The sequence below is a fragment of the Sphingobium sp. YBL2 genome, assembly GCF_000943805.1.
Lineage (GTDB): Bacteria > Pseudomonadota > Alphaproteobacteria > Sphingomonadales > Sphingomonadaceae > Sphingobium > Sphingobium fuliginis.
This window is the reverse complement of record NZ_CP010954.1, coordinates 4,461,615-4,481,807: the sequence shown is the minus strand read 5'-3', so window position 1 is coordinate 4,481,807 and position 20,193 is coordinate 4,461,615. Positions and strand designations below refer to the sequence as shown.

Annotated in this window: 23 protein-coding genes and 2 tRNA genes; 18 read left to right on the top strand and 7 right to left on the bottom strand. The window is 64.3% G+C overall.

Translation table 11 applies throughout. The features are described from left to right. Window positions 1-8: 8 nt before the first annotated feature. On the bottom strand, window positions 9-476 hold the full coding sequence (locus TZ53_RS20665) for a hypothetical protein (protein WP_044662554.1): 468 nt from the start codon (window positions 474-476) through the stop codon (window positions 9-11). 173 nt (window positions 477-649) lie between these two features. Between TZ53_RS20665 and TZ53_RS20660 the strand changes: the two genes are divergently transcribed. The 3 genes from TZ53_RS20660 to TZ53_RS20650 all read left to right on the top strand — a co-directional run bounded on the left by TZ53_RS20660 (window position 650) and on the right by TZ53_RS20650 (window position 2,081). Further along, entirely contained in the window at window positions 650-1,804 is a 1,155-nt protein-coding gene (locus tag TZ53_RS20660; protein ID WP_044662553.1) for an AI-2E family transporter, read from the top strand. Between the two features lie 41 nt (window positions 1,805-1,845). Next, window positions 1,846-1,922, top strand: a tRNA-Asp gene (locus TZ53_RS20655). An 82-nt stretch (window positions 1,923-2,004) separates the two neighbouring features. Beyond that, a tRNA-Asp gene (locus tag TZ53_RS20650) sits at window positions 2,005-2,081 on the top strand. Window positions 2,082-2,282: 201 nt separating this feature from the next. Here the strand turns inward: TZ53_RS20650 and TZ53_RS20645 are convergent. From TZ53_RS20645 to TZ53_RS20630, 4 genes are all read right to left on the bottom strand, one after another. Then, window positions 2,283-2,525, bottom strand: a complete 243-nt coding sequence (locus tag TZ53_RS20645) for a DUF2842 domain-containing protein (protein WP_025552055.1) — start codon at window positions 2,523-2,525, stop codon at window positions 2,283-2,285. Continuing rightward, on the bottom strand, window positions 2,522-3,100 hold the full coding sequence (locus TZ53_RS20640; protein WP_025552056.1) for a 5-formyltetrahydrofolate cyclo-ligase: 579 nt from the start codon (window positions 3,098-3,100) through the stop codon (window positions 2,522-2,524). The genes TZ53_RS20645 and TZ53_RS20640 overlap by 4 nt, the downstream gene beginning before the upstream one ends. Window positions 3,101-3,297: 197 nt before the next feature. Continuing rightward, window positions 3,298-3,633, bottom strand: a complete 336-nt coding sequence (locus TZ53_RS20635) for a cell division protein ZapA (protein WP_044662552.1) — start codon at window positions 3,631-3,633, stop codon at window positions 3,298-3,300. Beyond that, on the bottom strand, window positions 3,626-3,832 hold the full coding sequence (locus tag TZ53_RS20630; RefSeq protein WP_229742433.1) for a hypothetical protein: 207 nt from the start codon (window positions 3,830-3,832) through the stop codon (window positions 3,626-3,628). Before TZ53_RS20630 ends, TZ53_RS20635 begins: the two co-directional genes overlap by 8 nt. Before the next feature lie 173 nt (window positions 3,833-4,005). Here TZ53_RS20630 and tkt point away from each other — a divergent pair, with 173 nt between their 5' ends. The 4 genes from tkt (at window position 4,006) to TZ53_RS20610 (ending at window position 9,311) form a co-directional block, all read left to right on the top strand. Beyond that, a complete protein-coding gene (tkt, locus tag TZ53_RS20625) occupies window positions 4,006-5,973 on the top strand; it encodes a transketolase (RefSeq protein WP_044662550.1) in 1,968 nt (655 codons plus the stop codon). Between the two features lie 28 nt (window positions 5,974-6,001). Further along, window positions 6,002-7,012, top strand: coding sequence for a type I glyceraldehyde-3-phosphate dehydrogenase (gap, locus tag TZ53_RS20620; protein WP_025552063.1), 1,011 nt, complete (start codon window positions 6,002-6,004; stop codon window positions 7,010-7,012). Window positions 7,013-7,086: 74 nt separating this feature from the next. After that, the gene (locus tag TZ53_RS20615) at window positions 7,087-8,289 is read left to right on the top strand and encodes a phosphoglycerate kinase (protein WP_044662549.1); all 1,203 of its coding nucleotides are present in this window, start codon (window positions 7,087-7,089) and stop codon (window positions 8,287-8,289) included. Window positions 8,290-8,414: 125 nt separating this feature from the next. Then, window positions 8,415-9,311 (top strand): fructose bisphosphate aldolase, encoded by an 897-nt coding sequence (locus TZ53_RS20610; RefSeq protein WP_044662548.1) that lies wholly within the window; start codon window positions 8,415-8,417, stop codon window positions 9,309-9,311. Window positions 9,312-9,430: 119 nt separating this feature from the next. Here TZ53_RS20610 and TZ53_RS20605 read toward each other — a convergent pair. Further along, window positions 9,431-10,191 (bottom strand): IS5 family transposase gene (locus TZ53_RS20605; RefSeq protein WP_099185988.1). Its coding sequence is split into 2 segments (ribosomal slippage): window positions 9,431-9,867 and window positions 9,867-10,191, totalling 762 coding nucleotides; the frame shifts between segments, so codons are not numbered across the junction. 70 nt (window positions 10,192-10,261) lie between these two features. Beyond that, window positions 10,262-10,984 (bottom strand): DUF72 domain-containing protein, encoded by a 723-nt coding sequence (locus tag TZ53_RS20600; protein ID WP_044662547.1) that lies wholly within the window; start codon window positions 10,982-10,984, stop codon window positions 10,262-10,264. Window positions 10,985-11,059: 75 nt separating this feature from the next. Here TZ53_RS20600 and thiE point away from each other — a divergent pair, with 75 nt between their 5' ends. The 11 genes from thiE (at window position 11,060) to nuoF (ending at window position 20,193) form a co-directional block, all read left to right on the top strand. Further along, window positions 11,060-11,755: a thiamine phosphate synthase gene (gene thiE / locus TZ53_RS20595; RefSeq protein WP_044662546.1), complete on the top strand. Its 696-nt coding sequence runs from the start codon at window positions 11,060-11,062 to the stop codon at window positions 11,753-11,755. 70 nt (window positions 11,756-11,825) lie between these two features. Beyond that, window positions 11,826-12,905, top strand: coding sequence for a L,D-transpeptidase family protein (locus TZ53_RS20590; RefSeq protein WP_044662545.1), 1,080 nt, complete (start codon window positions 11,826-11,828; stop codon window positions 12,903-12,905). Beyond that, on the top strand, window positions 12,902-13,462 hold the full coding sequence (locus TZ53_RS20585; RefSeq protein ID WP_044662544.1) for a M23 family metallopeptidase: 561 nt from the start codon (window positions 12,902-12,904) through the stop codon (window positions 13,460-13,462). The genes TZ53_RS20590 and TZ53_RS20585 overlap by 4 nt, the downstream gene beginning before the upstream one ends. 99 nt (window positions 13,463-13,561) lie before the next feature. Continuing rightward, window positions 13,562-14,125, top strand: coding sequence for an elongation factor P (gene efp / locus TZ53_RS20580; protein ID WP_025549544.1), 564 nt, complete (start codon window positions 13,562-13,564; stop codon window positions 14,123-14,125). Window positions 14,126-14,276: 151 nt separating this feature from the next. Then, window positions 14,277-15,089, top strand: a complete 813-nt coding sequence (locus tag TZ53_RS20575) for an inositol monophosphatase family protein (protein ID WP_025549543.1) — start codon at window positions 14,277-14,279, stop codon at window positions 15,087-15,089. 130 nt (window positions 15,090-15,219) lie between these two features. After that, window positions 15,220-15,594: an NADH-quinone oxidoreductase subunit A gene (locus tag TZ53_RS20570; protein WP_025549542.1), complete on the top strand. Its 375-nt coding sequence runs from the start codon at window positions 15,220-15,222 to the stop codon at window positions 15,592-15,594. Continuing rightward, on the top strand, window positions 15,585-16,139 hold the full coding sequence (locus tag TZ53_RS20565) for a NuoB/complex I 20 kDa subunit family protein (protein ID WP_013847137.1): 555 nt from the start codon (window positions 15,585-15,587) through the stop codon (window positions 16,137-16,139). Before TZ53_RS20570 ends, TZ53_RS20565 begins: the two co-directional genes overlap by 10 nt. Window position 16,140: 1 nt before the next feature. Further along, window positions 16,141-16,977 carry an NADH-quinone oxidoreductase subunit C gene (locus TZ53_RS20560; protein ID WP_025549541.1) on the top strand — a complete coding sequence of 279 codons (837 nt, stop codon included), beginning with the start codon at window positions 16,141-16,143 and terminating at the stop codon, window positions 16,975-16,977. Further along, window positions 16,977-18,212, top strand: coding sequence for an NADH-quinone oxidoreductase subunit D (locus tag TZ53_RS20555; RefSeq protein ID WP_025549540.1), 1,236 nt, complete (start codon window positions 16,977-16,979; stop codon window positions 18,210-18,212). Before TZ53_RS20560 ends, TZ53_RS20555 begins: the two co-directional genes overlap by 1 nt. Further along, window positions 18,212-18,880 carry an NADH-quinone oxidoreductase subunit NuoE gene (gene nuoE, locus TZ53_RS20550; RefSeq protein ID WP_025549539.1) on the top strand — a complete coding sequence of 223 codons (669 nt, stop codon included), beginning with the start codon at window positions 18,212-18,214 and terminating at the stop codon, window positions 18,878-18,880. The genes TZ53_RS20555 and nuoE overlap by 1 nt, the downstream gene beginning before the upstream one ends. Beyond that, on the top strand, window positions 18,877-20,193 hold the full coding sequence (gene nuoF / locus TZ53_RS20545) for an NADH-quinone oxidoreductase subunit NuoF (RefSeq protein ID WP_025549538.1): 1,317 nt from the start codon (window positions 18,877-18,879) through the stop codon (window positions 20,191-20,193). Before nuoE ends, nuoF begins: the two co-directional genes overlap by 4 nt.

Genomic DNA, 20,193 nt, shown 5'->3' with positions numbered 1-20,193 from the left:
CGTACCGCTTAACGAACAGTAGCCCGATAGCTCAGCCGGCCGCTCTCCCCCGGTGAAATCTCGTCCAGCACGGTCCAGCGGACATGGGTGATGTCGGCAGGCACGGCCCGACGGGTTCCGCCCAGCGGAGTTGGCAGCCAGAGGTCGGCAAGGCGCCCCCAATGAGCACCCCCATCCACCGAAACCTGCATGGCCGGATCGCTGAGGTCGAGTTGCGTACCGCGCGGCACGGCATTGGTGACGGCCAGGCCGCGCACCGGACGGTTGCCCTCATTGCGCCAGTTGACGACGAAGATAAGCTGGTCGCCCGATCCTGCACGGTCGGCGCTTTCCAGCACGCGGCGGGCGCGGCCGTTGACGTCGGTGCTGACCCGCTCCACGAACATCTGCCGCTCCAAACGGATCTCCTGCCGTGCCGACGCAAGCTGCGGCGCCGCCGTGCAGGCGAGAGCGACGAGCCAAGCCCCCAATTTCATCCCAGTCCCCCATGCTGTTTCCCGGCCGAATGTGGCAGCAGGTGCCGAAGATTTGGTTAAGACCTTGTTTCCCTTGCTATCCGCCTGTTTCGCTGATGTAAATCGTCGGGCCTAAATTGACGGACCGGTGCCGCCGGTGCAGAAAAAGGGCGGCGGGCAAGGACATTTCAGGCGTGACACCCCAGGAACAGCAGGAGATCAACCGGCGGCGGGACCGCCTGCTGGCGTCGATCGCGCTGACGACCGGGATCGGGCTCGTCCTGGCGCTACCCTTCGCCTTGAGGGAGGGGGCGGAGTTCTTCCTGCCGCTGACCGCCGCGCTGGTGATCGCCATTGCGCTGGTTCCGTTCCTGGAATGGATGGAGCGGCGGCGCGTCCCTTCCGCACTGGCGGCGCTGATGGCGGTGATCGCCTTCCTGCTGGTGGCGAATACCGCCCTCGTGCTGATCGTCGTCCCGGCGGCCGACTGGTTCCGGCTGTTGCCCGAGCGCCTTCCCCAGATACAGAATAATCTCGCCCCGTTGATCGATTTCTATTCGCAGCTTCAGCGCTTCGTCGACGAAACGGTGCAGATGCTGGCGACCGGGCCGGTGGCGGCGGCGCAGACGGCGGCGGTGGATGCGCCCCGATCGCTCCTGCAGTTCGCGGCTACCTCCGCCCCCGCGGCGATCATCCAGATGGTGTTCGCGTTGCTCATCATCTATTTCTTCCTTGCCGGCTGGACGCGACTGCGGCGGCGGACGATCAACAGCCGGGGCAGTTTCGATGGCGCAATGGCGGTGGCGCGGGTGATCCAGAATGTGGTCGACGCGACATCCGCCTATGTCCTCACCATCGCGACGATCAACCTGTGCCTTGGCTTGGCGGTGGCGTTGGCGTTGTGGCTGATCGGCATGCCTTCGCCGCTGATGTGGGGCGGAATTGTCGCGCTGCTGAATTTCGTTCCCTATTTCGGGCCGATGCTGGCGGCCGCCTTGCTGGCGCTCGGCGGGCTCATGGTGTTCGACGATGTGTGGAAGGCGCTGCTGCCCGCGGCCTTGCAGGTCGGATTCCATCTGGTGGAGGCCAATGTCATCACGCCGACGATATTGGGACGGCGGCTCACCATGAACCCCCTGCTGATTCTGGTGTCGCTGACCTTCTGGGGGTGGGTGTGGGGAACCCCGGGCGCCTTGCTGGGCGTGCCGTTGCTGATCATCATCCAGACAGTCGTGTCGGCGGCCGGAACACCGGATATCGCCGGTTTCCTGTTCGAGCGCGGCACGCTGACGGTCGACCCGCGCAAAGAAAATGACGAAAGCCGTGAAACTGATGTTGCAGGCAGTTGACAGGGGGAACGGGGCCGCATAGATGCCCGCCCACACCGAACGCGGGTGTAGCTCAGTTGGTTAGAGCGCCGGCCTGTCACGCCGGAGGTCGCGGGTTCGAGCCCCGTCACTCGCGCCACTTTCCTCAAGGGGGAAGTGGAAGGTTTTCCAGATCAGCATCGTCTGGTGGCCATTGAGGTCATGCCAAGATGCCGCCCTGCGCGGGTGTAGCTCAGTTGGTTAGAGCGCCGGCCTGTCACGCCGGAGGTCGCGGGTTCGAGCCCCGTCACTCGCGCCACTTTCCTTTATAATGGATATGGCTGGAAATGGCCGATTCAGGACATTCCCCTCCCGTAAACGGGAGGGGTTAGGGGTGGGCGCGAGCGTAGCGAGCTTCTGACTTAGCCGTTGCAAAACAGCGCAGATGCCGCGCCAGCCCACCCCCTAACCCCCTCCCGCCTGCGGGAGGGGGAATGTCCGCAATCCATCCATCCCGCCTTCAAAATCCCCGCCAGCGTCCCGTCTCCATCCAGGCAAGCAGGCGCTTCAACGGGAGCACCCAGATCCATATCAGGCCCAGAAAGACATAGACCGGCACCTGCACCATCATCGGCAGCCGTCCGATCAGCGCCGACAGGCTGCCCACAAGCACGGCCCAGAGCGCGATCAGGCCCAGGATCACGAACATGCCCACCGGCTTGCGCCAGCTCGGCTTGTAGGCTGGCCGGGGGTCCGTGCTCATGCTTCATATCCTTCGATCAGTTCGACTTCGGTCAGGATCAGGTGCAGCGGCAGATCCCATGGGTCCGCGGGCAGATCGTCATGTTCCTGCACCGACCAGCCGAGGCCGATCCTCAAGGCATCCGGATAGCGTGCGAACACCCGGTCATAATAGCCGCCCCCTTGCCCCAGCCGGTTCATCGCCCGGTCGAAGCCGATCAGCGGCGCGATGATGACGTCGGGGGTAGCCGGATCGCCCACCGGTTCGGGATGGCTGGTGCCGAACAGGCCGGGGAAAAGCTGTTCCTCCGGGTTCCAGCGCACGAAATCCATGCTGCCAAGCCGATCCAGTACGCGGGGCAGGGCCAGTGTCTTGCCCATGGCCTGCAAGGGCGCGGCCAGCCTTTGCGCGGGGGCTTCATCGTCCAGGCCCATATAGAGAGCCACCACCTCAGCGTCCGCCAGCCGATGCGCAAGGGGGGAAGGGACCACCTTGAACGCCAGCCGGTGCGCCAGCGGATCGAGCGAAGCCACGAAGGCGCGTCGCCTCTGCCGGGCGATGGCACGCAGGGTCGCCTTGTCAGTGTCGTCGCTCATCGGGGGCCTTGAATTGCGGGAGGGGGTGACGGGACCGCCTCGGCCGTGTGCTGGAAAATCCTCTGACGCCTCAACGTCAGGTGGGAACCATGTAGATCGGGCCAGAGCCCGCCCAGGGACAGTCCCCGTGGATGTGATTATCGCCTCAGGGATGTTCGCTAAAGCTCGATACCGCGCAGTGCCCGTCGCCTCTCTATTTAGGCCTGAGGAGCGGCGGCGACAAGTCTCTCGCGCAGCTTTTCTATGCGGGTGGCAAGGGATTCGAGCGCGCGGATGGCAGGCTCGTCCTCCGGCTCCAGCGCCAGGGTCTGTTGCCGCCCTATCGCCTCGCGCTTCAGGTCGTTGAGTTCGTCGGCCAGGAACAGCGCGGCGAACAGCAGCGTGCGCACCTCGGTCAGGCCCGGGGTGTTCTGCTGCGCCAGTCGCGCCTTGCGCTCGATCAGGTTGGCGAGATGCGCCAGATGGGCCTCCTCCCCGTCGCGGCAACGCAGGTCATAGACGCGCCCGGCAATGTGCAATGTGGTTTCAGCCACCGGCCTGTTCCTTCACATCCTGCCCCTTCAATTCGGTGATGAGACTGTCCAGCGACCGCAGCGCCGTGCGGGCGGCGGCGGCGTCGATGCCTGGGGAGGGGCCGGAGGCGGCCGACGCAAGGCCTTCCACATCCTGTTCGAGCCGGTCGATCGCGCGTTCCAGAGCGCGGATCGCCTGCATCATTCGGTCACTTGCCATGCTCCACGCATAGACAAAGTTTTCACCGCGCAAAAGCCGTCATTCGGCGGCTTGGCGCACCCTGGGGGCCACCCGTAGTTGACGCCTTGTCCCTGAGGCGACAAAGGGGGCGCAATTTCGATTCGCTGGCCTTAACAGGGGGCCATAGACAAGCCAGGAAAGACGCCGCTTCGATGACCGTTTCCGAAAAGTCCCTCGCCAATGCCATCCGGGCGCTTTCCATGGACGCGGTGCAGGCCGCTAACAGCGGCCATCCAGGCATGCCGATGGGCATGGCCGACGTCGCCACCGTGCTGTTCAAGGATTATCTGAAGTTCGATCCCAAGGCGCCGAAATGGGCGGACCGCGACCGCTTCGTGCTGTCCGCGGGCCATGGATCGATGCTGATCTACTCGCTGCTGCACCTGACCGGCTATGCGCGTCCGACCATCGAAGACATCGCGAATTTCCGCCAGCTGGGCAGCCCCTGCGCCGGCCATCCGGAGAATTTCGAGCTGGCGGGGGTGGAGGCGACCACCGGGCCCCTGGGTTCCGGCCTTGCCACCGCGGTGGGCATGGCGATTGCCGAGCGGCATCTGAATGCGCAGTTCGGCGACGATCTGGTCGATCACCGCACCTGGGTGCTGGCCGGCGACGGCTGCCTGATGGAGGGCATCAACCATGAGGCCATCGGCCTTGCCGGGCATCTGAACCTGGGCCGCCTGATCGTGCTGTGGGACGATAACAAGATCACCATCGACGGCGCGGTCGACCTTTCGAGCAGCGAGGATGTGCGCGCCCGCTATGCCGCGACCGGCTGGCATGTCGTGTCCTGCGACGGTCATGACATGGCCGATGTGCGCCGCGCCATCGACGAGGCGCTGGCCGATCCGCGCCCCTCGCTGATCGCCTGCGCCACCAAGATCGGTTATGGCGCACCCAACAAGGCGGGCACTTCGGGCGTCCACGGCTCCGCCCTTGGTGAAGCCGAAGTCGCTGCCGCTCGTGAATTCCTTGGCTGGTCGGCCGAACCTTTCGTGATCCCGGAAGACATTGCCGCCGCCTGGCACGCCATCGGCGCAAAGGGCGGCGACGCCCATGTGGCCTGGGCGGATCGTCTTGGTTCCAACGCGCAAAGGGCCGAATTCGAGCGCCGCATGGCCGGCGACCTGCCCGCCGGTTTCTCGCTTGACGCCTATATCGACACGCTGATCGCCAATCCGCAGAAGGTCGCCACCCGCAAGGCGAGCGAACTGACGCTGGGCGCGATCAACGACCTGCTGCCGGAGACGCTGGGCGGCTCGGCGGACCTCACCGGCTCCAACAACACCAAGACCAAGTCGACCGGGCCGCTCACCAAAGACGATTATTCGGGCCGTTACGTCTATTACGGCATTCGCGAGTTCGGCATGGCCTGCGCCATGAACGGCATGGCGCTTCATGGCGGCGTCATTCCCTATGGCGGCACCTTCCTGGTCTTTTCCGACTATATGCGCGCGGGCATCCGTCTGGCGGCGCTCCAGCAGATCCGCGCCATCCATGTGCTGACCCATGACTCCATCGGTCTGGGCGAGGACGGCCCGACCCACCAGCCGATCGAGCATGTCATGTCGCTGCGCATGATCCCGAACCTGGACGTCTATCGCCCGGCCGACATTGTCGAGACGGCTGAGTGCTGGGAACTGGCGCTGAAGGATGCCGACGGCCCGTCGGTGCTGGCGCTGACCCGCCAGAACCTGCCGCAGCTTCGCACCGAGAAGGCGGGTGAAAACCTGTCGGCCAAGGGCGCCTATCGCCTGAAGGCGGCCACGGCCGAGCGCAAGGTGGTGCTGGTCGCCACCGGGTCCGAGGTCGAGATCGCCGTCGCTACCGCCGCGCTGCTGGAAGAGCAGGGCATCGGCGCGGACGTCGTCTCCATGCCGAGCTGGGCGCATTTCGATGCGCAGCCGCAGGCGTATAAGGATGATCTCCTTCCGCACCATGTCCTGCGCGCCTCGATTGAGGCAGGCACCACTTTCGGGTGGGAGCGTTATGTCGGCATCGCCGGCCTGCGTTTCGGCATCGATACGTTCGGCGCCTCGGCTCCGGCGGAAGTGCTCTACGATCATTTCGGCCTGACCGCCGCCAAGATCGCGCCGCAGATCGTGGCCGCGCTCGACTGAAATTCAAACCAACCGGGAGACAAGTGCAGTGGCAACGAAGGTAGCAATCAACGGTTTCGGCCGCATCGGTCGTCTGGTCGCCCGTGCGATTCTCTCGCGCACCGACCATGATCTGGAACTGGTGAGCATCAACGACCTGGGCGACGCCAAGTCGAATGCCCTGCTGTTCAAGCGTGATTCCGTGCACGGCAACTGGGCCGGCGAAGTGAGCGTCGACGGCAATTTCCTGGTCATCGACGGCAAGCGTATCGCCGTGACCGCCGAACGCGACCCCGCCAAGCTGCCCCATGCCGCCCAGGGCGTGGACGTCGCGCTGGAGTGCACCGGCATTTTCGCGGACAAGGAAAAGGCCAGCGCGCACCTGACCGCGGGCGCCAAGCGCGTCGTCATCTCCGCTCCCGCCACCGGCGTCGACAAGACCGTGGTTTTCGGCGTCAATCATGAGACGCTGAGCGCCGGCGACGTCGTCATCTCGAATGCGAGCTGCACCACCAACTGCCTCGCGCCGCTGGCGAAGGTCCTGCATGACGCCATCGGCATCGAAAAGGGCTTCATGACCACGATCCACAGCTACACCAACGACCAGAACACGCTGGATCAGCTTCACAAGGACATGCGCCGCGCCCGCGCCGCCGCCCTGTCGATGATCCCGACCACCACCGGCGCCGCTCGCGCTGTCGGGGAGGTGATGCCGGAACTGAAGGGCAAGCTGGACGGTTCGTCGGTGCGCGTGCCGACCCCGAACGTTTCGGTCGTCGACCTGAAGTTCATCGCCAAGCGCGCCACCACCGTCCAGGAAGTCAACGAACTGCTGAAGGCCGCTTCGGAATCCGGCCCGCTGAAGGGCATTCTTGGCTATTCGGAGGAGCCGCTGGTGTCCATCGACTATAATGGCGATCCGCGCAGCTCGACCGTCGACAGCCTGGAAACGGCGGTGATCGACGGCACGCTGGTCCGCGTGCTGAGCTGGTACGACAATGAATGGGGCTTCTCGAACCGCATGATCGACACCACCGGGGTCGTGGCGAAGTTCCTCTAAAAGACCATCAGCCCCGCCGGACCGTCCGGCGGGGTTTTTCATCACCATCCTTATTTTCGCAGCAGGGAGCGATCATGGCAAAGCCGTTCAAGACACTCGACGACATGGAAGACATCACGGGCAAGGTGGTGCTGGTGCGCGAGGATCTGAACGTGCCGATGCAGGATGGTTCCGTCTCCGACGACACCCGCCTGCGCGCGGCGATGCCCACCGTGCTGGAACTGGCCGATCGGGGCGCCAAGGTTCTGATCCTTGCCCATTTCGGCCGTCCCAAGGGCCAGAAGAACCCCGAATTCTCGCTCTCCAAGATCACTCGCCCGCTGACCGCCGTGCTGGGCCGCGACGTGCAGTTCATCCCCGACTGTCAGGGCGAGGCGGCTGTCGACGGCATCAAGGTGATGCGCAACGGCGACATCGCGATCCTGGAGAACACCCGCTTCCATGCCGGCGAGGAAAAGAACGATCCCGCGCTGGTGGAGGCGATGGCGGCGATTGGCGACCTGTATGTCAACGACGCCTTTTCCGCCGCGCATCGCGCCCATGCCTCGACCGAGGGGCTGGCGCACAAGCTGCCCGCCTTTGCCGGCCGATCGATGGAGAAGGAACTGGACGCGCTGCAGGCCGCGCTGGGCGAACCGGTGAAGCCGGTCGCGGCGGTCGTCGGCGGGGCGAAGGTGTCGACCAAGCTCGACGTGCTCAACAACCTCGTCGCCAAGGTCGATCATCTGATCATCGGCGGCGGCATGGCCAATACCTTCCTGTTCGCGCGCGGCGTGGATGTCGGCAAGTCGCTGTGCGAGAAGGATCTGGCGGAGACCGCGGAGGCGATCTTCGACAAGGCGGAAGCGGCGGGCTGCACCATCCATCTGCCCTATGACGTCGTCGTGGCGAAGGAATTTGCCGCCAACCCGCCCTCCTTGCGCACATGCAACGTGCATGAGGTGGCAGAGGATGAGATGATCCTCGACGTCGGCCCAGCGGCGGTCGAGGCGTTGGGCGATGCGCTGAAGAATTGCCGGACTTTGGTATGGAACGGCCCGCTGGGCGCATTCGAGATCGCGCCCTTCGACAAGGCGACCGTGGCGCTGGCCAAGACCGCGGCGGCGCTCACCAAGGAAGGCGGGCTGACGTCCGTCGCGGGTGGCGGCGATACCGTCGCGGCGCTCAACCATGCGGGCGTGGCGGGCGATTTCAGCTTCGTCTCCACCGCTGGCGGCGCGTTCCTGGAGTGGATGGAAGGCAAGGAGCTGCCCGGCGTCAAGGCGCTGATGGCCTGATTCAGATTGCGGCGCGCGCCTTGGAGAGTGGCGCGCTCCGCTCGACCATGGACGCCGTGCAATGGCGTCCGCCCCCTAGACGCGCTGCCGGGAGGGCGGCGCATCCAACCAAGAGGTATGTGCAGATGCAGTTCGAGGACATGAAGGCGAAGATCGAGGGCGGCAACGGCTTCATCGCGGCGCTCGACCAGAGCGGCGGTTCGACGCCCAAGGCGCTGAAGGGCTATGGCATCGAGGAAGACGCCTGGTCCACCGAAGAGGAAATGTTCGCGCTGATCCACGATATGCGCAGCCGCATCATCACCTCGCCTGTCTTTTCGGGCGAGAAGGTGCTGGGCGCGATCCTGTTCGAGCGCACCATGGACGGCGAAGCGGGCGGCAAATCGGTTCCGCAGGCGCTGATCGAGCGCGGCGTCGTGCCCTTCATCAAGATCGACAAGGGGCTGGAGGATGAAGCGAACGGCGTTCAGTTGATGAAGCCGAACCCCGGCCTCGACACCTTGCTGCACCGCGCCAAGGCGCTGGGCGTGTTCGGCACCAAGGAGCGTTCGGTCATCAACCTCGCCAATCGCGAGGGCATCGCCGCCGTCGTCAGGCAGCAGTTCGAGGTCGGTCGGCAGGTGCTGGCCGCAGGGCTCGTTCCGATCATCGAGCCGGAAGTCAACATCAAGAGCCCGGAACGCGCAGAGGCCGACCAGATCCTGCTGGAGGAAATCCTCAAGAATCTCGACGCGCTGCCGGGAGACGACAAGGTGATGCTGAAGCTGTCGCTGCCGACCAAGGCCGGTCTGTTCGATCCGCTGGTCGACCATCCCCGCGTGCTGCGCGTCGTCGCCTTGTCCGGCGGTTTCTCGCGTTCCGAAGCCTGCGTCGAGCTGGCCAGGAATCGCGGCATCATCGCCAGCTTCAGCCGCGCGCTGCTGAACGACCTGCGCCACCAGATGAGCGACGAGGAGTTCAACGCCTCGCTGGGCGAAGCGATCGACGAGATTCACGGCGCTTCCACCAGCAAGGCGGCCTGATCTGCGGTGACGGTCGTGAGCGCCCGGAAGGCGCTCGCGGCCGGTCCGCCGTGCTCCCGCCTTCGCAGGAGCACGGTTCGGTTCTGACGGGGTGAAACTAGGCCGTAGTGACGATTTAATCATTTGAGCCATAGCATGATGCTGGCGAGTTTGACGAAGCCGAGGAAGTTTGCGGCGAGTTTGTCATAGCGTGTTGCGATACGGCGCCACTGCTTGAGCTTGGCGAAGAAGCCCTCGATGCCCCAACGCTGTTTGTAGGCGATGCGATCATAGTGGTGCTGATATTTGCGATGGCGGCGAGGTGGGATGACCGGCTCGCCGCCTTGCTCGTAGATGAGATCGTGCAAACTGTCGGCGTCATAGGCACGATCAGCCAGCACCTTGCCAGCCGGGATGCCGCGGATCAGATCGCAGGCGGGCGCCATGTCGTTTTGCTGTCCGGGGCCGAGGATGAAGCGGATCGGCAAGCCCAAGGCATCGACTACGGCATGGATCTTGGTGCCGAACCCGCCTCTCGATCGTCCGAGAGCCTGGGCTTGAGCGCCCCCCTTTTTACCCGTGCCCCAGCCGCCTGGGCCTGGGCGCGGATCACCGTCGCATCGATCGCCAGCCATTCGATGTCGGGATCATCCGACACAGCCTCGAAGATCCGGTCGATCACGCCTTGCTCGACCCAGCGATAATAACGCCGCTTGGCGGTCTGATAGGGACCGAACTTCTCCGGTAGATCGCGCCAGCGTCCCCCTGAACGCGCCAGCCAGAGCAAGGCGTCAAGAAACAACCGTCCGTCACTGCGAGGACCGCGCTTGCCCTTGCGCCCGCCCGGAACGAACTCCCGCAGCCGCTCCCACTGATCATCCCGCAGCACTTCGCCTTCCACGCCAGCCTCCAAAAGCCAGCCTTGAATCACAAATCCAAACCGTCGTGAATCCCTAAAATGTCACTACTGCCTAGCCTTTCTCCGTCAGCGCCTTCAATATCCGGGCGTCGGCAATTGCCTGCGCGTCATAGTCATTGTTGAAATAGGCCCAGACGGTCCGGCCGTCGCTGCTCTGCGCCTTCATCCATTCGGCCCAGTCCGCCAGCCTTTCACGCGAATAGCCGCCGCGATATTTCCCCGTCGTGCCGTGGAAGCGGACATAGGCGGTCGAGCCGACACCCAGCCGGGGACTGGCCGAGCCGGGCATGTCATGCACGCAGAGAGCCGCTCCGTACCGCTCCAGCAGCGCAAAAAGTTCATCCACATACCAGCTTGAATGGCGGAATTCGAAGACCGGCACGGGATCGCGCGGCGCGATGCGGAGGAATGCCTCCAGCCTTGGCAGGTCGAGCGAGAAATGCGGCGGGAGTTGATAGAGGACCGGCCCCAGCGTCGGGCCGAAATGCGCGAAGGACTCCATCATCCTTGCCAGCGGTTCCTCGCAATCCTTGAGCTTCTTCATCTGCGTCAGATAGCGGTTCGCCTTGGCCGCATAGCAAAAGGCCCCGGGCGCCTGTTCGCGCCATTTGTCGACGGTTTCCGGCCGGGGCAGGCGATAGAAGCTGTTGTTGATCTCTACCGTGTCGAACTGCTGGGCATAGTAAGCGAACCAGTTTTTCGCCGCCAGCTTCTCCGGATAGAAGCGCCCGCGCCAATCCCGGTAATTCCATCCCGAACATCCGATCCTGATCATGCAGGGAGAACGCGGGTGAGGGCCGATCGGCTCCGCCCTTTTCCAACGCCATCAAAAGCGGCTAAGGCGGGACACATGACCGAATTTACCGATGAAGAATTGGCTCTCGACCCGAATTTCGCAGCCCGGTTCGACAGCGATGACCGGCGGCCGCCCTGTCAGCTCTACCTGATCTCCCCGCCGGCGATCGATGCGGGCTTTGTCGACAGTCTCGCCGCCGCCTTCGATGGGGGCGATGTCGCGGCGTTCCAATTGCGGTTGAAGGGCGTGGGTGACGACGCCATCGCCCAAGCCGCCGCGCCGCTGCAAAAGCTCTGCGCGGAACGGGATGTCGCGTTCATCATCAACGACAGCATGAGCCTGGCGAAGCGCCTGGGGGCCGACGGCGTTCATCTGGGGCAGGGCGACGGCGACCCTCGCGAGGCGCGCAAGCTGCTCGGTCCTTCGGTGCAGATCGGCGTCACCTGCCATGACAGCCGCCATCTGGCGATGGAAGCCGGGGAAGCAGGGGCGGACTATGTCGCGTTCGGGGCCTTCTATCCTACGACCACCAAGGAAACGATTCATCGCCCCGACCCATCGATCCTGGGCTGGTGGACGGCATTGTTCGAACTGCCCTGCGTGGCGATTGGCGGGATAACGCCCGGCAATGCCGCGCCGCTGGTGAAGGCCGGGGCGGATTTCCTGGCGGTGAGCGGGGCGGTATGGGGCCATTCGGATGGGCCGCAAGCCGGCGTGGCGGCATTCCGGGCGGTGTTGGCGCAGGAATAACGGTATAAGGCGGCAGGCAGCTTTCCTGCACTTCAGGCGTTTTCCCTTCCACAAATGGGAGAGTATCGCCTTGAAAACCAATCCGCTGATCCTGACGCTGCTCTGTGCGGCCTGCAACATGACGGTGACGGAAGCCAATGAGAGCGCACCGTCGAACCAGGCGACCGGCCAGGCTGCGCGGCCTGCCGGCGATCCCTACGCCTTCACCGTGGTGCCCGAGCCGACAGGCGCGCCTGCGCGGGTGGAATCGGTGCTGCAGGCGCAGGTGGCGCTGGACCGGGCCGGCTTCTCGCCCGGCGTATTGGACGGGAAGGAAGGCATGTCCTTCACCACCGCGCTCAGGGGTTTCCAGGAGGCGAAGGGCCTGCCGACCACCGGGGAATATGATGAGGCGACGGCCAAGGCGCTGCTGGGCGACCGGCCGCAGCCCGCGACCTGGCTGGTGAAGATACCGGCGGATTTCGCCAGGGGACCGTTCTTTGCGGTGCCCAGGGAACTCAACGATCAGGCGAAGCTGCCCGCCCTTGGTTATCGCAACCTGCTGGAGAAGCTGGCCGAACGTTTCCACACCCGGCCGGAGGCGCTGCTCGCGCTCAACCCTCCGAACACGAAGCTCGGCGCGGGAGCCACGATCCGCGTACCTGCCATCGCCAACCAGCCGGTTGCCCGGATCGAAGGCGACGAGCGCGGCTGGGGCGAGACGCTTGCCGGCCTGGGCGTGGCCAAGGAACAGCCGCAGGCCGACCATATCGTCGTGGACAAGTCGGACGGGGTGCTCCGGGCCTATGACGCGCAGAACCGGCTGATCGCGCAATTTCCAGCCACCATGGGGTCGCAGCATGATCCCCTGCCGATCGGAACGTGGGAAATCAAGGGGTTGAGCCGCAATCCCGACTTCCACTATAATCCGGACCTGTTCTGGGATGCGTCCTCCACCGACCAGAAGGCGGTGCTGAAGCCCGGTCCCAACGGCCCGGTCGGCGTGGTGTGGATCGACCTGTCGAAGCCGCATTACGGCATTCACGGCACGCCGGAGCCGCAGACCATTGGCCGGACGGAAAGCCATGGTTGCATCCGGCTCACCAATTGGGACGCGGCGCGGCTCGCCCAGATGGTGAAGTCCGGCGTGAAGGCGGTGTTCCAGCCATGAGGGCGCGCGGTTGGGCCGGCATCGGCCTGGCCGTCCTGATCGGCGCGGCCCTCCTGCGCACCTTCGTGCGGATCGTGCCGGCGGACGCGCCTGAGCCTTCCCGGCCTGCGGCGGCGGAAGCCGGTGCCCTGCTGATCCCGGTCGAGGGCGTGCCGCCCTCCGCGCTGAGCGATACATTCGCCCAGGCGCGGGCGAGCGGCGCGCGCGCCCATGACGCCATCGACATCATGGCGGCGCGGGGCAGGGCGGTGCTGGCGGCGGCGGACGGACGGATCGAAAAGCTGTTCTGGAGCGAGGAAGGCGGGCGCACGATCTATGAACGCTCGCCCGACGGACGGCGCATCTATTATTATGCGCATCTGGACGGCTATGCGCCGGGCCTTGCGGAAGGGCAGGCGGTTCGGCGCGGACAGCGCATCGCGACCGTCGGCAGCACCGGCAATGCCGATCCGGCAGCGCCGCACCTGCACTTCGCGGTGCATGAACTGCGTCCGGGAGAGCCCTGGCATGGCGGGCGGGCGATCAATCCCTATCCTTTGCTGGCGAAACCGCGATAGGCGCCGCCTCTTGCCCTTTCGCCCTCATCCATGTAAGGGCGCGGCCAGCCTCCAGAGGCCGGCTCTTTTCACCTTCAGACATATAGGCAGGCTCTTCCCATGAAGATCAGCGGCGTCGAGATTCGTCCCGGCAACAACATCGAATATGACGGCAGCCTGTGGCGCGCCGTGAAGATCCAGCATACCCAGCCCGGCAAGGGCGGCGCCTATATGCAGGTGGAACTGAAGAACCTGATCGACGGGCGCAAGAACAACGTCCGCTTCCGGTCGGCCGAGACGGTGGAGCGCATCCGCCTCGACACCAAGGATTTCCAATATCTCTATGCAGAGGGCGACATGCTCGTCTTCATGGACACGGAAACCTATGAGCAGATCAATCTGCCGCAGGATCTGGTGGGCGATGCGTCGGCCTTCCTGCAGGACGGCATGATGGTCATGCTGGAAATGTATGAGGAACGCCCGATCTCCGTGCAGCTTCCCGAAACGGTCGAGGCGACCGTGGTGGAAGCCGACGCCGTGGTGAAGGGCCAGACCGCTTCGGCGAGCTACAAGCCCGCCATCCTCGACAATGGCGTGCGCGTCATGGTGCCGCCGCACATCGTCACCGGCACGCGCATCGTCGTCGACGTGTATGAGCGCGAATATGTGAAGCGCGCGGATTGATATTCGATACCCCCTCCCGCAGGCGGAAGGGGGTCAGGGGGTGGGTGGCGAGCATGAGCGAGCTTCCTGCCCTTTCCCTTTTTAGAGTGCCGCTATTGCGGCATGCCCACCCCCGGTCCCTCCCGTTTGCGGGAGGGGGGAGACAAGAAAAATGGTATCGCACTCGGGCCTTTTGACCGTCATGGAACGCGCCGCGCGCAAGGCTGGCTCCAAGCTGCGCCGCGACTTTGGCGAGGTCGAACATCTGCAGGTGTCCCGAAAGGGGCCGGCGGACTTCGTGTCCAAGGCCGACCAGCAGGCGGAAAAGACGCTGGTCGAGGAATTGCAGAAGGCGCGGCCCGATTGGGGTTTCCTGCTGGAGGAAGGCGGCGAGATCGCGGGCGATCCGGGCAAGCCGCGCTGGATCATCGATCCGCTCGACGGCACCAGCAATTTCCTGCACGGCATCCCGCACTTCGCGATCTCCATCGCGGTCGAGGAGCCACTCTACGGCGGCAAGCGGGAGGTGACGACCGGCCTCATCTACCAGCCGGTGACCGACGAAAGCTATTGGGCGGAAAAGAGCCGGGGCGCCTGGCGGCATGACCAGCGGCTGCGCGTTTCGGCGCGGCGCGATCTGGGCGACTGCCTGATCGCCACGGGCATCCCCTTCCTGGGGCATGGCGATTTCGCGCAATGGACGCGCATCTTCGGGGCCGTAGGGCCCTCGGTGGCCGGAATCCGGCGCTTCGGCGCGGCCTCGCTGGACCTCGCCCATGTCGCCTCCGGCCGCTATGACGGCTTTTGGGAAAGCGGCCTGCAACCCTGGGACGTGGCGGCGGGCCTGCTGATGGTGCGGGAAGCGGGCGGCTTCGTGTCGGATTTCCGCGGCGGCGACCAGCCGATCGAGCGCAAGGAAGTCATCGCGGGCAATGATGCGATCCACAGCAAATTACATAAGTTGGTGGCAGGAGCGCTGCGCTGACGGCTTGCTTTTGGTAGCGTGATCAGGTCGCCGCCATTGTTGCGAATCATTCTCATGCCTCCGGGCCTTGCTTCGCATATGCAGCGGGCCTAAAGCGCGCCCGTAAATCATTTTCGCCCAGGGGATTCCGTTGGTCGATCTAGCCCAATATCTGCCGATCCTGATCTTTCTCGGGATCGCCTTGCTGCTTTCGAGCGCATTCGTGTTCCTGCCGATGCTGGTGGGGCGCCTGACCGGCGCGCATCAGCCCGATCCGGCCAAGCTCAGCGAATATGAATGCGGCTTTCCTGCGTTCGAAGAACCGCGCAGCCAGTTCGACGTGCGATTCTACCTCGTCGCGATCCTGTTCATCATCTTCGACCTGGAAGCGGCGTTCCTCTACCCTTGGGCGGTCAGCCTCGACCAGATCGGCTGGGCCGGCTGGGCGACGATGATGATCTTCATAGCGGAGCTGGTGCTCGGCCTCGTCTATGCGTGGAAGAAGGGAGCACTCGATTGGGAGTAGAACTTGAGCGGCCCGCGCCCGGCACCTTGTTGCCCGCGGGGACCCAGCCCGACCAGGATTTCTTCAACGCGCTGAACAGCGAGGTCAGTGACAAGGGCTTCCTCGTCACCTCGACGGAGGAACTGTTCCAGTGGGCCCGCACCGGCTCGCTCTGGTGGATGACCTTCGGCCTGGCCTGCTGCGCGGTGGAGATGATCCACGTCAACATGCCCCGTTACGACATGGAACGCTTCGGCGCCGCGCCGCGCGCCTCGCCGCGCCAGTCCGACGTGATGATCGTCGCGGGGACGCTGTGCAACAAGATGGCTCCGGCGTTGCGCAAGGTTTACGACCAGATGTCCAATCCGAAATATGTGATTTCTATGGGCAGCTGCGCGAATGGCGGTGGCTATTATCACTACAGCTATTCGGTCGTGCGTGGCTGCGACCGCATCGTGCCGGTCGACATCTATGTGCCGGGTTGCCCGCCGACAGCGGAAGCCCTGCTTTATGGCGTGATGCAGTTGCAGCGGAAGATCCGCCGCATCGGAACGGTTGAGCGCTGATATGGGTCATTCTGCTCCTAGGATCGCGGCCATCGATGGGATCGCGCAGGAAATCGCCGGTCTGCTGGGACCGATGCTGGTCGAAACCGTCGACCATGCCGATGAACTGAGCTTCACCGTCGTCCGGGAAAAGCTGGCCGACGCGATGGTGCTGCTGCGGGATCGCGCGCAATATCAGCAGCTCATGGAAATTGCAGGCGTCGATTATCCGGATCGTCCGGAGCGCTTCGAGGTCTGCTACCATCTGCTCAGCGTCACGCGGAACCACCGCGTCCGCGTGAAGGTGCAGACCGACGAGGACATGCCCGTTCCCACCGTCACGCACATCTGGCCGGTCGCCGGTTGGCTGGAGCGGGAGGTGTTCGACATGTACGGCGTCATCTTCGAGGGGAACGCCGATCTGCGCCGCATCCTGACCGACTATGGTTTCAAGGGCCATCCGCAGCGCAAGGACTTCCCGCTGACCGGCTATGTCGAGATGTGGTATTCCGAAGAGGACAAGCGCGTCGTCTACAAGCCGGTGAAGCTGGCGCAGGATTTCCGGCAGTTCGACTTCATGAGCCCGTGGGAAGGCGCGCAATATGTGCTGCCGGGCGACGAAAAGGCGCCGCAGGCGCCGGGAGCGCCGACACCTGTCACAGCCCCGTTGCCGGCCGCTGCGGCTCCCAAGGGCGAACCGGCCGGTGCCACGCCCAAGGTCACCGAAAAGTCCGAGGATACCGGTGCAGGTGAACCCGCCAACAGCAAGGGTGCGGAAAAGTCGCCCAACGCTCCGGTAAAGCCCGAAGAGCACACAGATGAAGGCAAAGGCGCTGCCAAGCCTGAGGATAAGGCCTGATGTCCGACTATCTGGAAAAGCTGGACCATGTGACCGACGCGGCGGACCCGTCCTACGGCGACACGGAAATCCAGAACTACACGATCAACTTCGGTCCGCAGCACCCTGCCGCGCACGGCGTTCTGCGCCTGGTCATGGAACTGGACGGCGAGATCGTCGAGCGCTGCGACCCGCATGTCGGCCTGCTGCATCGCGGCACCGAGAAGCTGATCGAGCACAAGACCTATTTGCAGGCGCTGCCCTATTTCGACCGGCTGGACTATTGCTCGCCGCTCGGCATGGAGCACAGCTATGTCCTCGCCATCGAGAAGCTGCTGAACCTGGAAGTGCCGTTGCGCGCGCAATATCTGCGGGTGTTCTTTGCGGAACTGACGCGCATCTGCAATCACATGCTGAATCTCGGCTCGCACGTGATGGACGTGGGTGCGATGACGCCGAACCTGTGGCTGTTCGAAATCCGGGAGGATTGCCTCAACTTCTTCGAACGGGCATCGGGCGCCCGCATGCATGCGGCCTGGTTCCGGCCGGGCGGCGTGCATCAGGATGTGCCGCTGAAGCTGTTGACCGACATTGGCGACTGGCTCGACACCCGTTTGCCGCGCCTGTTCGAGGACGCGATGAGCCTGGTGGTCGACAACCGCATCTTCAAGCAGCGCAATGTGGACATCGCGGTCGTCAGCAAGGAAGACGCGCTGAAATGGGGCTTCTCCGGCCCCATGATCCGGGGATCGGGCATCCCCTGGGACATCCGCAAGGCGCAGCCCTATGACGTCTATGACCGGATGGAATTCGACGTTCCGGTGGGCACCAATTTCGACTGCTATGACCGCTTCATGGTCCGGGTCGAGGAAGTCCGCCAGTCCGCGCGGATCATGAAGCAGTGCCTCAGCGAAATGCCGGAAGGCCCGGTGGCGAGCTTCGACCGCAAGGTGGTGCCGCCCAAGCGCGGCGAGATGAAGCGCTCGATGGAAGCGCTGATCCACCACTTCAAGCTTTATACCGAGGGCTTCCATGTCCCGGCGGGCGAAGTCTATGTCGCGACCGAAAGCCCCAAGGGCGAATTCGGCGTCTATCTGGTCGCGGACGGCTCCAACAAGCCTTACCGCTGCAAGATTCGCCCGACCGCCTTTAGCCACCTTCAGGCGATGGATTTCATGATGAAAGGCCACATGCTGGCCGACACCACCGCTGTCCTGGGCGCCATGGACATCGTGTTTGGAGAATGTGACCGCTAATGGCTGACGCAGTTCATATCCCGGACGAGGCCGAAACGCGCGCGCGCTGGGGCGCGTTCGCCTGGACGGCCGAAAATGCCGAGCAGGCGAAGAAGGTCATTGCCCGTTATCCCGCCGGGCGTCAGCAGTCGGCGGTGATGCCGCTGCTGGACCTCGCCCAGCGCCAGGTCGGTGCGGAAACGCAGACCCAGGGCTGGCTGCCGGTGCCGGTGATGGAATATATCGCCGACCAACTGGAAATGCCGTATATGCGCGTGTACGAGGTCGCGACCTTCTACACCATGTACAACCTCGCGCCCGTGGGCCGCTATCATGTGCAGGTCTGCGGCACGACGCCCTGCATGCTGCGCGGCTCCGACGATGTGTTCTCCGCCTGCAAGAACAAGGGGCTGGTGAAGGGCGGGACGACGCCCGACGGCCTGTTCACGCTGACCGAGGTCGAGTGTCTGGGCGCCTGCGCCAACGCGCCGATGGTCCAGATCAACGACGATAATTTCGAAGACCTGACCTATGACAGCATGAGCGCGATCCTCGACGATCTCGCCGCTGGCAAGCAGCCCAAGATCGGGCCGCAGATCGATCGTCAGACCAGCTGTCCGGAGGGTGGTCCGACCACGCTCAAGGATATGGTCAACGAAAATCACGACTATCGGGGCGAATGGGCATGAGCGACGTGATCGCGCCTCTCAGCGACAAGGATCGCATCTTCACCAACGTCTATGGCTTCCAGGATTGGGGCATCGACGCGGCGATGAAACGCGGCGATTGGGACAATACCAAGGCCCTGCTGGAAATCGGCCAGGACGACATCATAGAGCGCATCAAGGCCAGCGGCCTGCGCGGCCGTGGCGGCGCCGGCTTCCCGACCGGCATGAAGTGGAGCTTCATGCCCAAGGAGAGCAGGGACGGCCGTCCGAGCTTCCTCGTCATCAACGCCGATGAATCCGAGCCGGGCTCGTGCAAGGACCGCGAGATCATCCGCCACGATCCGCACAAGCTGATCGAGGGCGCGCTGGTCGCCGGTTTCGCGATGCGGGCGCGCGCCGCCTACATCTATATTCGCGGCGAGTTCATCTATGAGGCGAAGGTGCTCTTCGCCGCCGTCGAGCAGGCCTATGAAAAGGGCTTCCTCGGCAAGAATGCCTGCGGGTCCGGCTATGATTTCGACGTCTTCGTCCATCGCGGCGCGGGCGCCTATATCTGCGGAGAGGAAACCGCCCAGATCGAAAGCCTGGAGGGCAAGAAGGGCCAGCCGCGCCTGAAGCCGCCTTTCCCGGCGGGCGCGGGCCTTTATGGCTGCCCCACCACGGTGAACAATGTGGAATCGATCGCGGTCGCGCCGACGATCCTGCGGCGCGGGTCCGAATGGTTCTCCAGCTTCGGCCGGGAGAACAACAAGGGCACGAAGCTCTTCCAGATCAGCGGCCATGTGAACAAGCCCTGCGTCGTCGAAGAATCGATGGGCATCAGCTTCAAGGAACTGATCGACCGGCATTGCGGCGGCATTCGCGGCGGCTGGGACAATCTGTTGGCGGTCATCCCCGGCGGTTCGTCGGTGCCTTTGGTCCCGGCGAAGGAGATCATGGACGCGCCCATGGATTTCGATGGGCTGCGTGCGCTCGGCTCGGGCCTTGGCACCGCCGCCGTCATCGTCATGGACAAGTCGACCGACATCGTCCGCGCCATTTCGCGGCTCAGCTATTTCTACAAGCATGAGAGCTGCGGCCAGTGCACGCCCTGCCGCGAAGGCACCGGCTGGATGTGGCGCGTAATGGAGCGGCTGCGCACCGGCGATGCCGACCAGAGCGAGATCGACATGCTGTTCCAGGTGACCAAGCAGGTCGAAGGCCACACCATCTGCGCGCTTGGCGACGCGGCGGCTTGGCCGATCCAGGGCCTGATCCGGCACTTCCGTCCGGAAATCGAGCGCCGGATCAACGAAAACAAGGGTAGCGCCCCGGTCATGGAGGCAGCGGAGTAA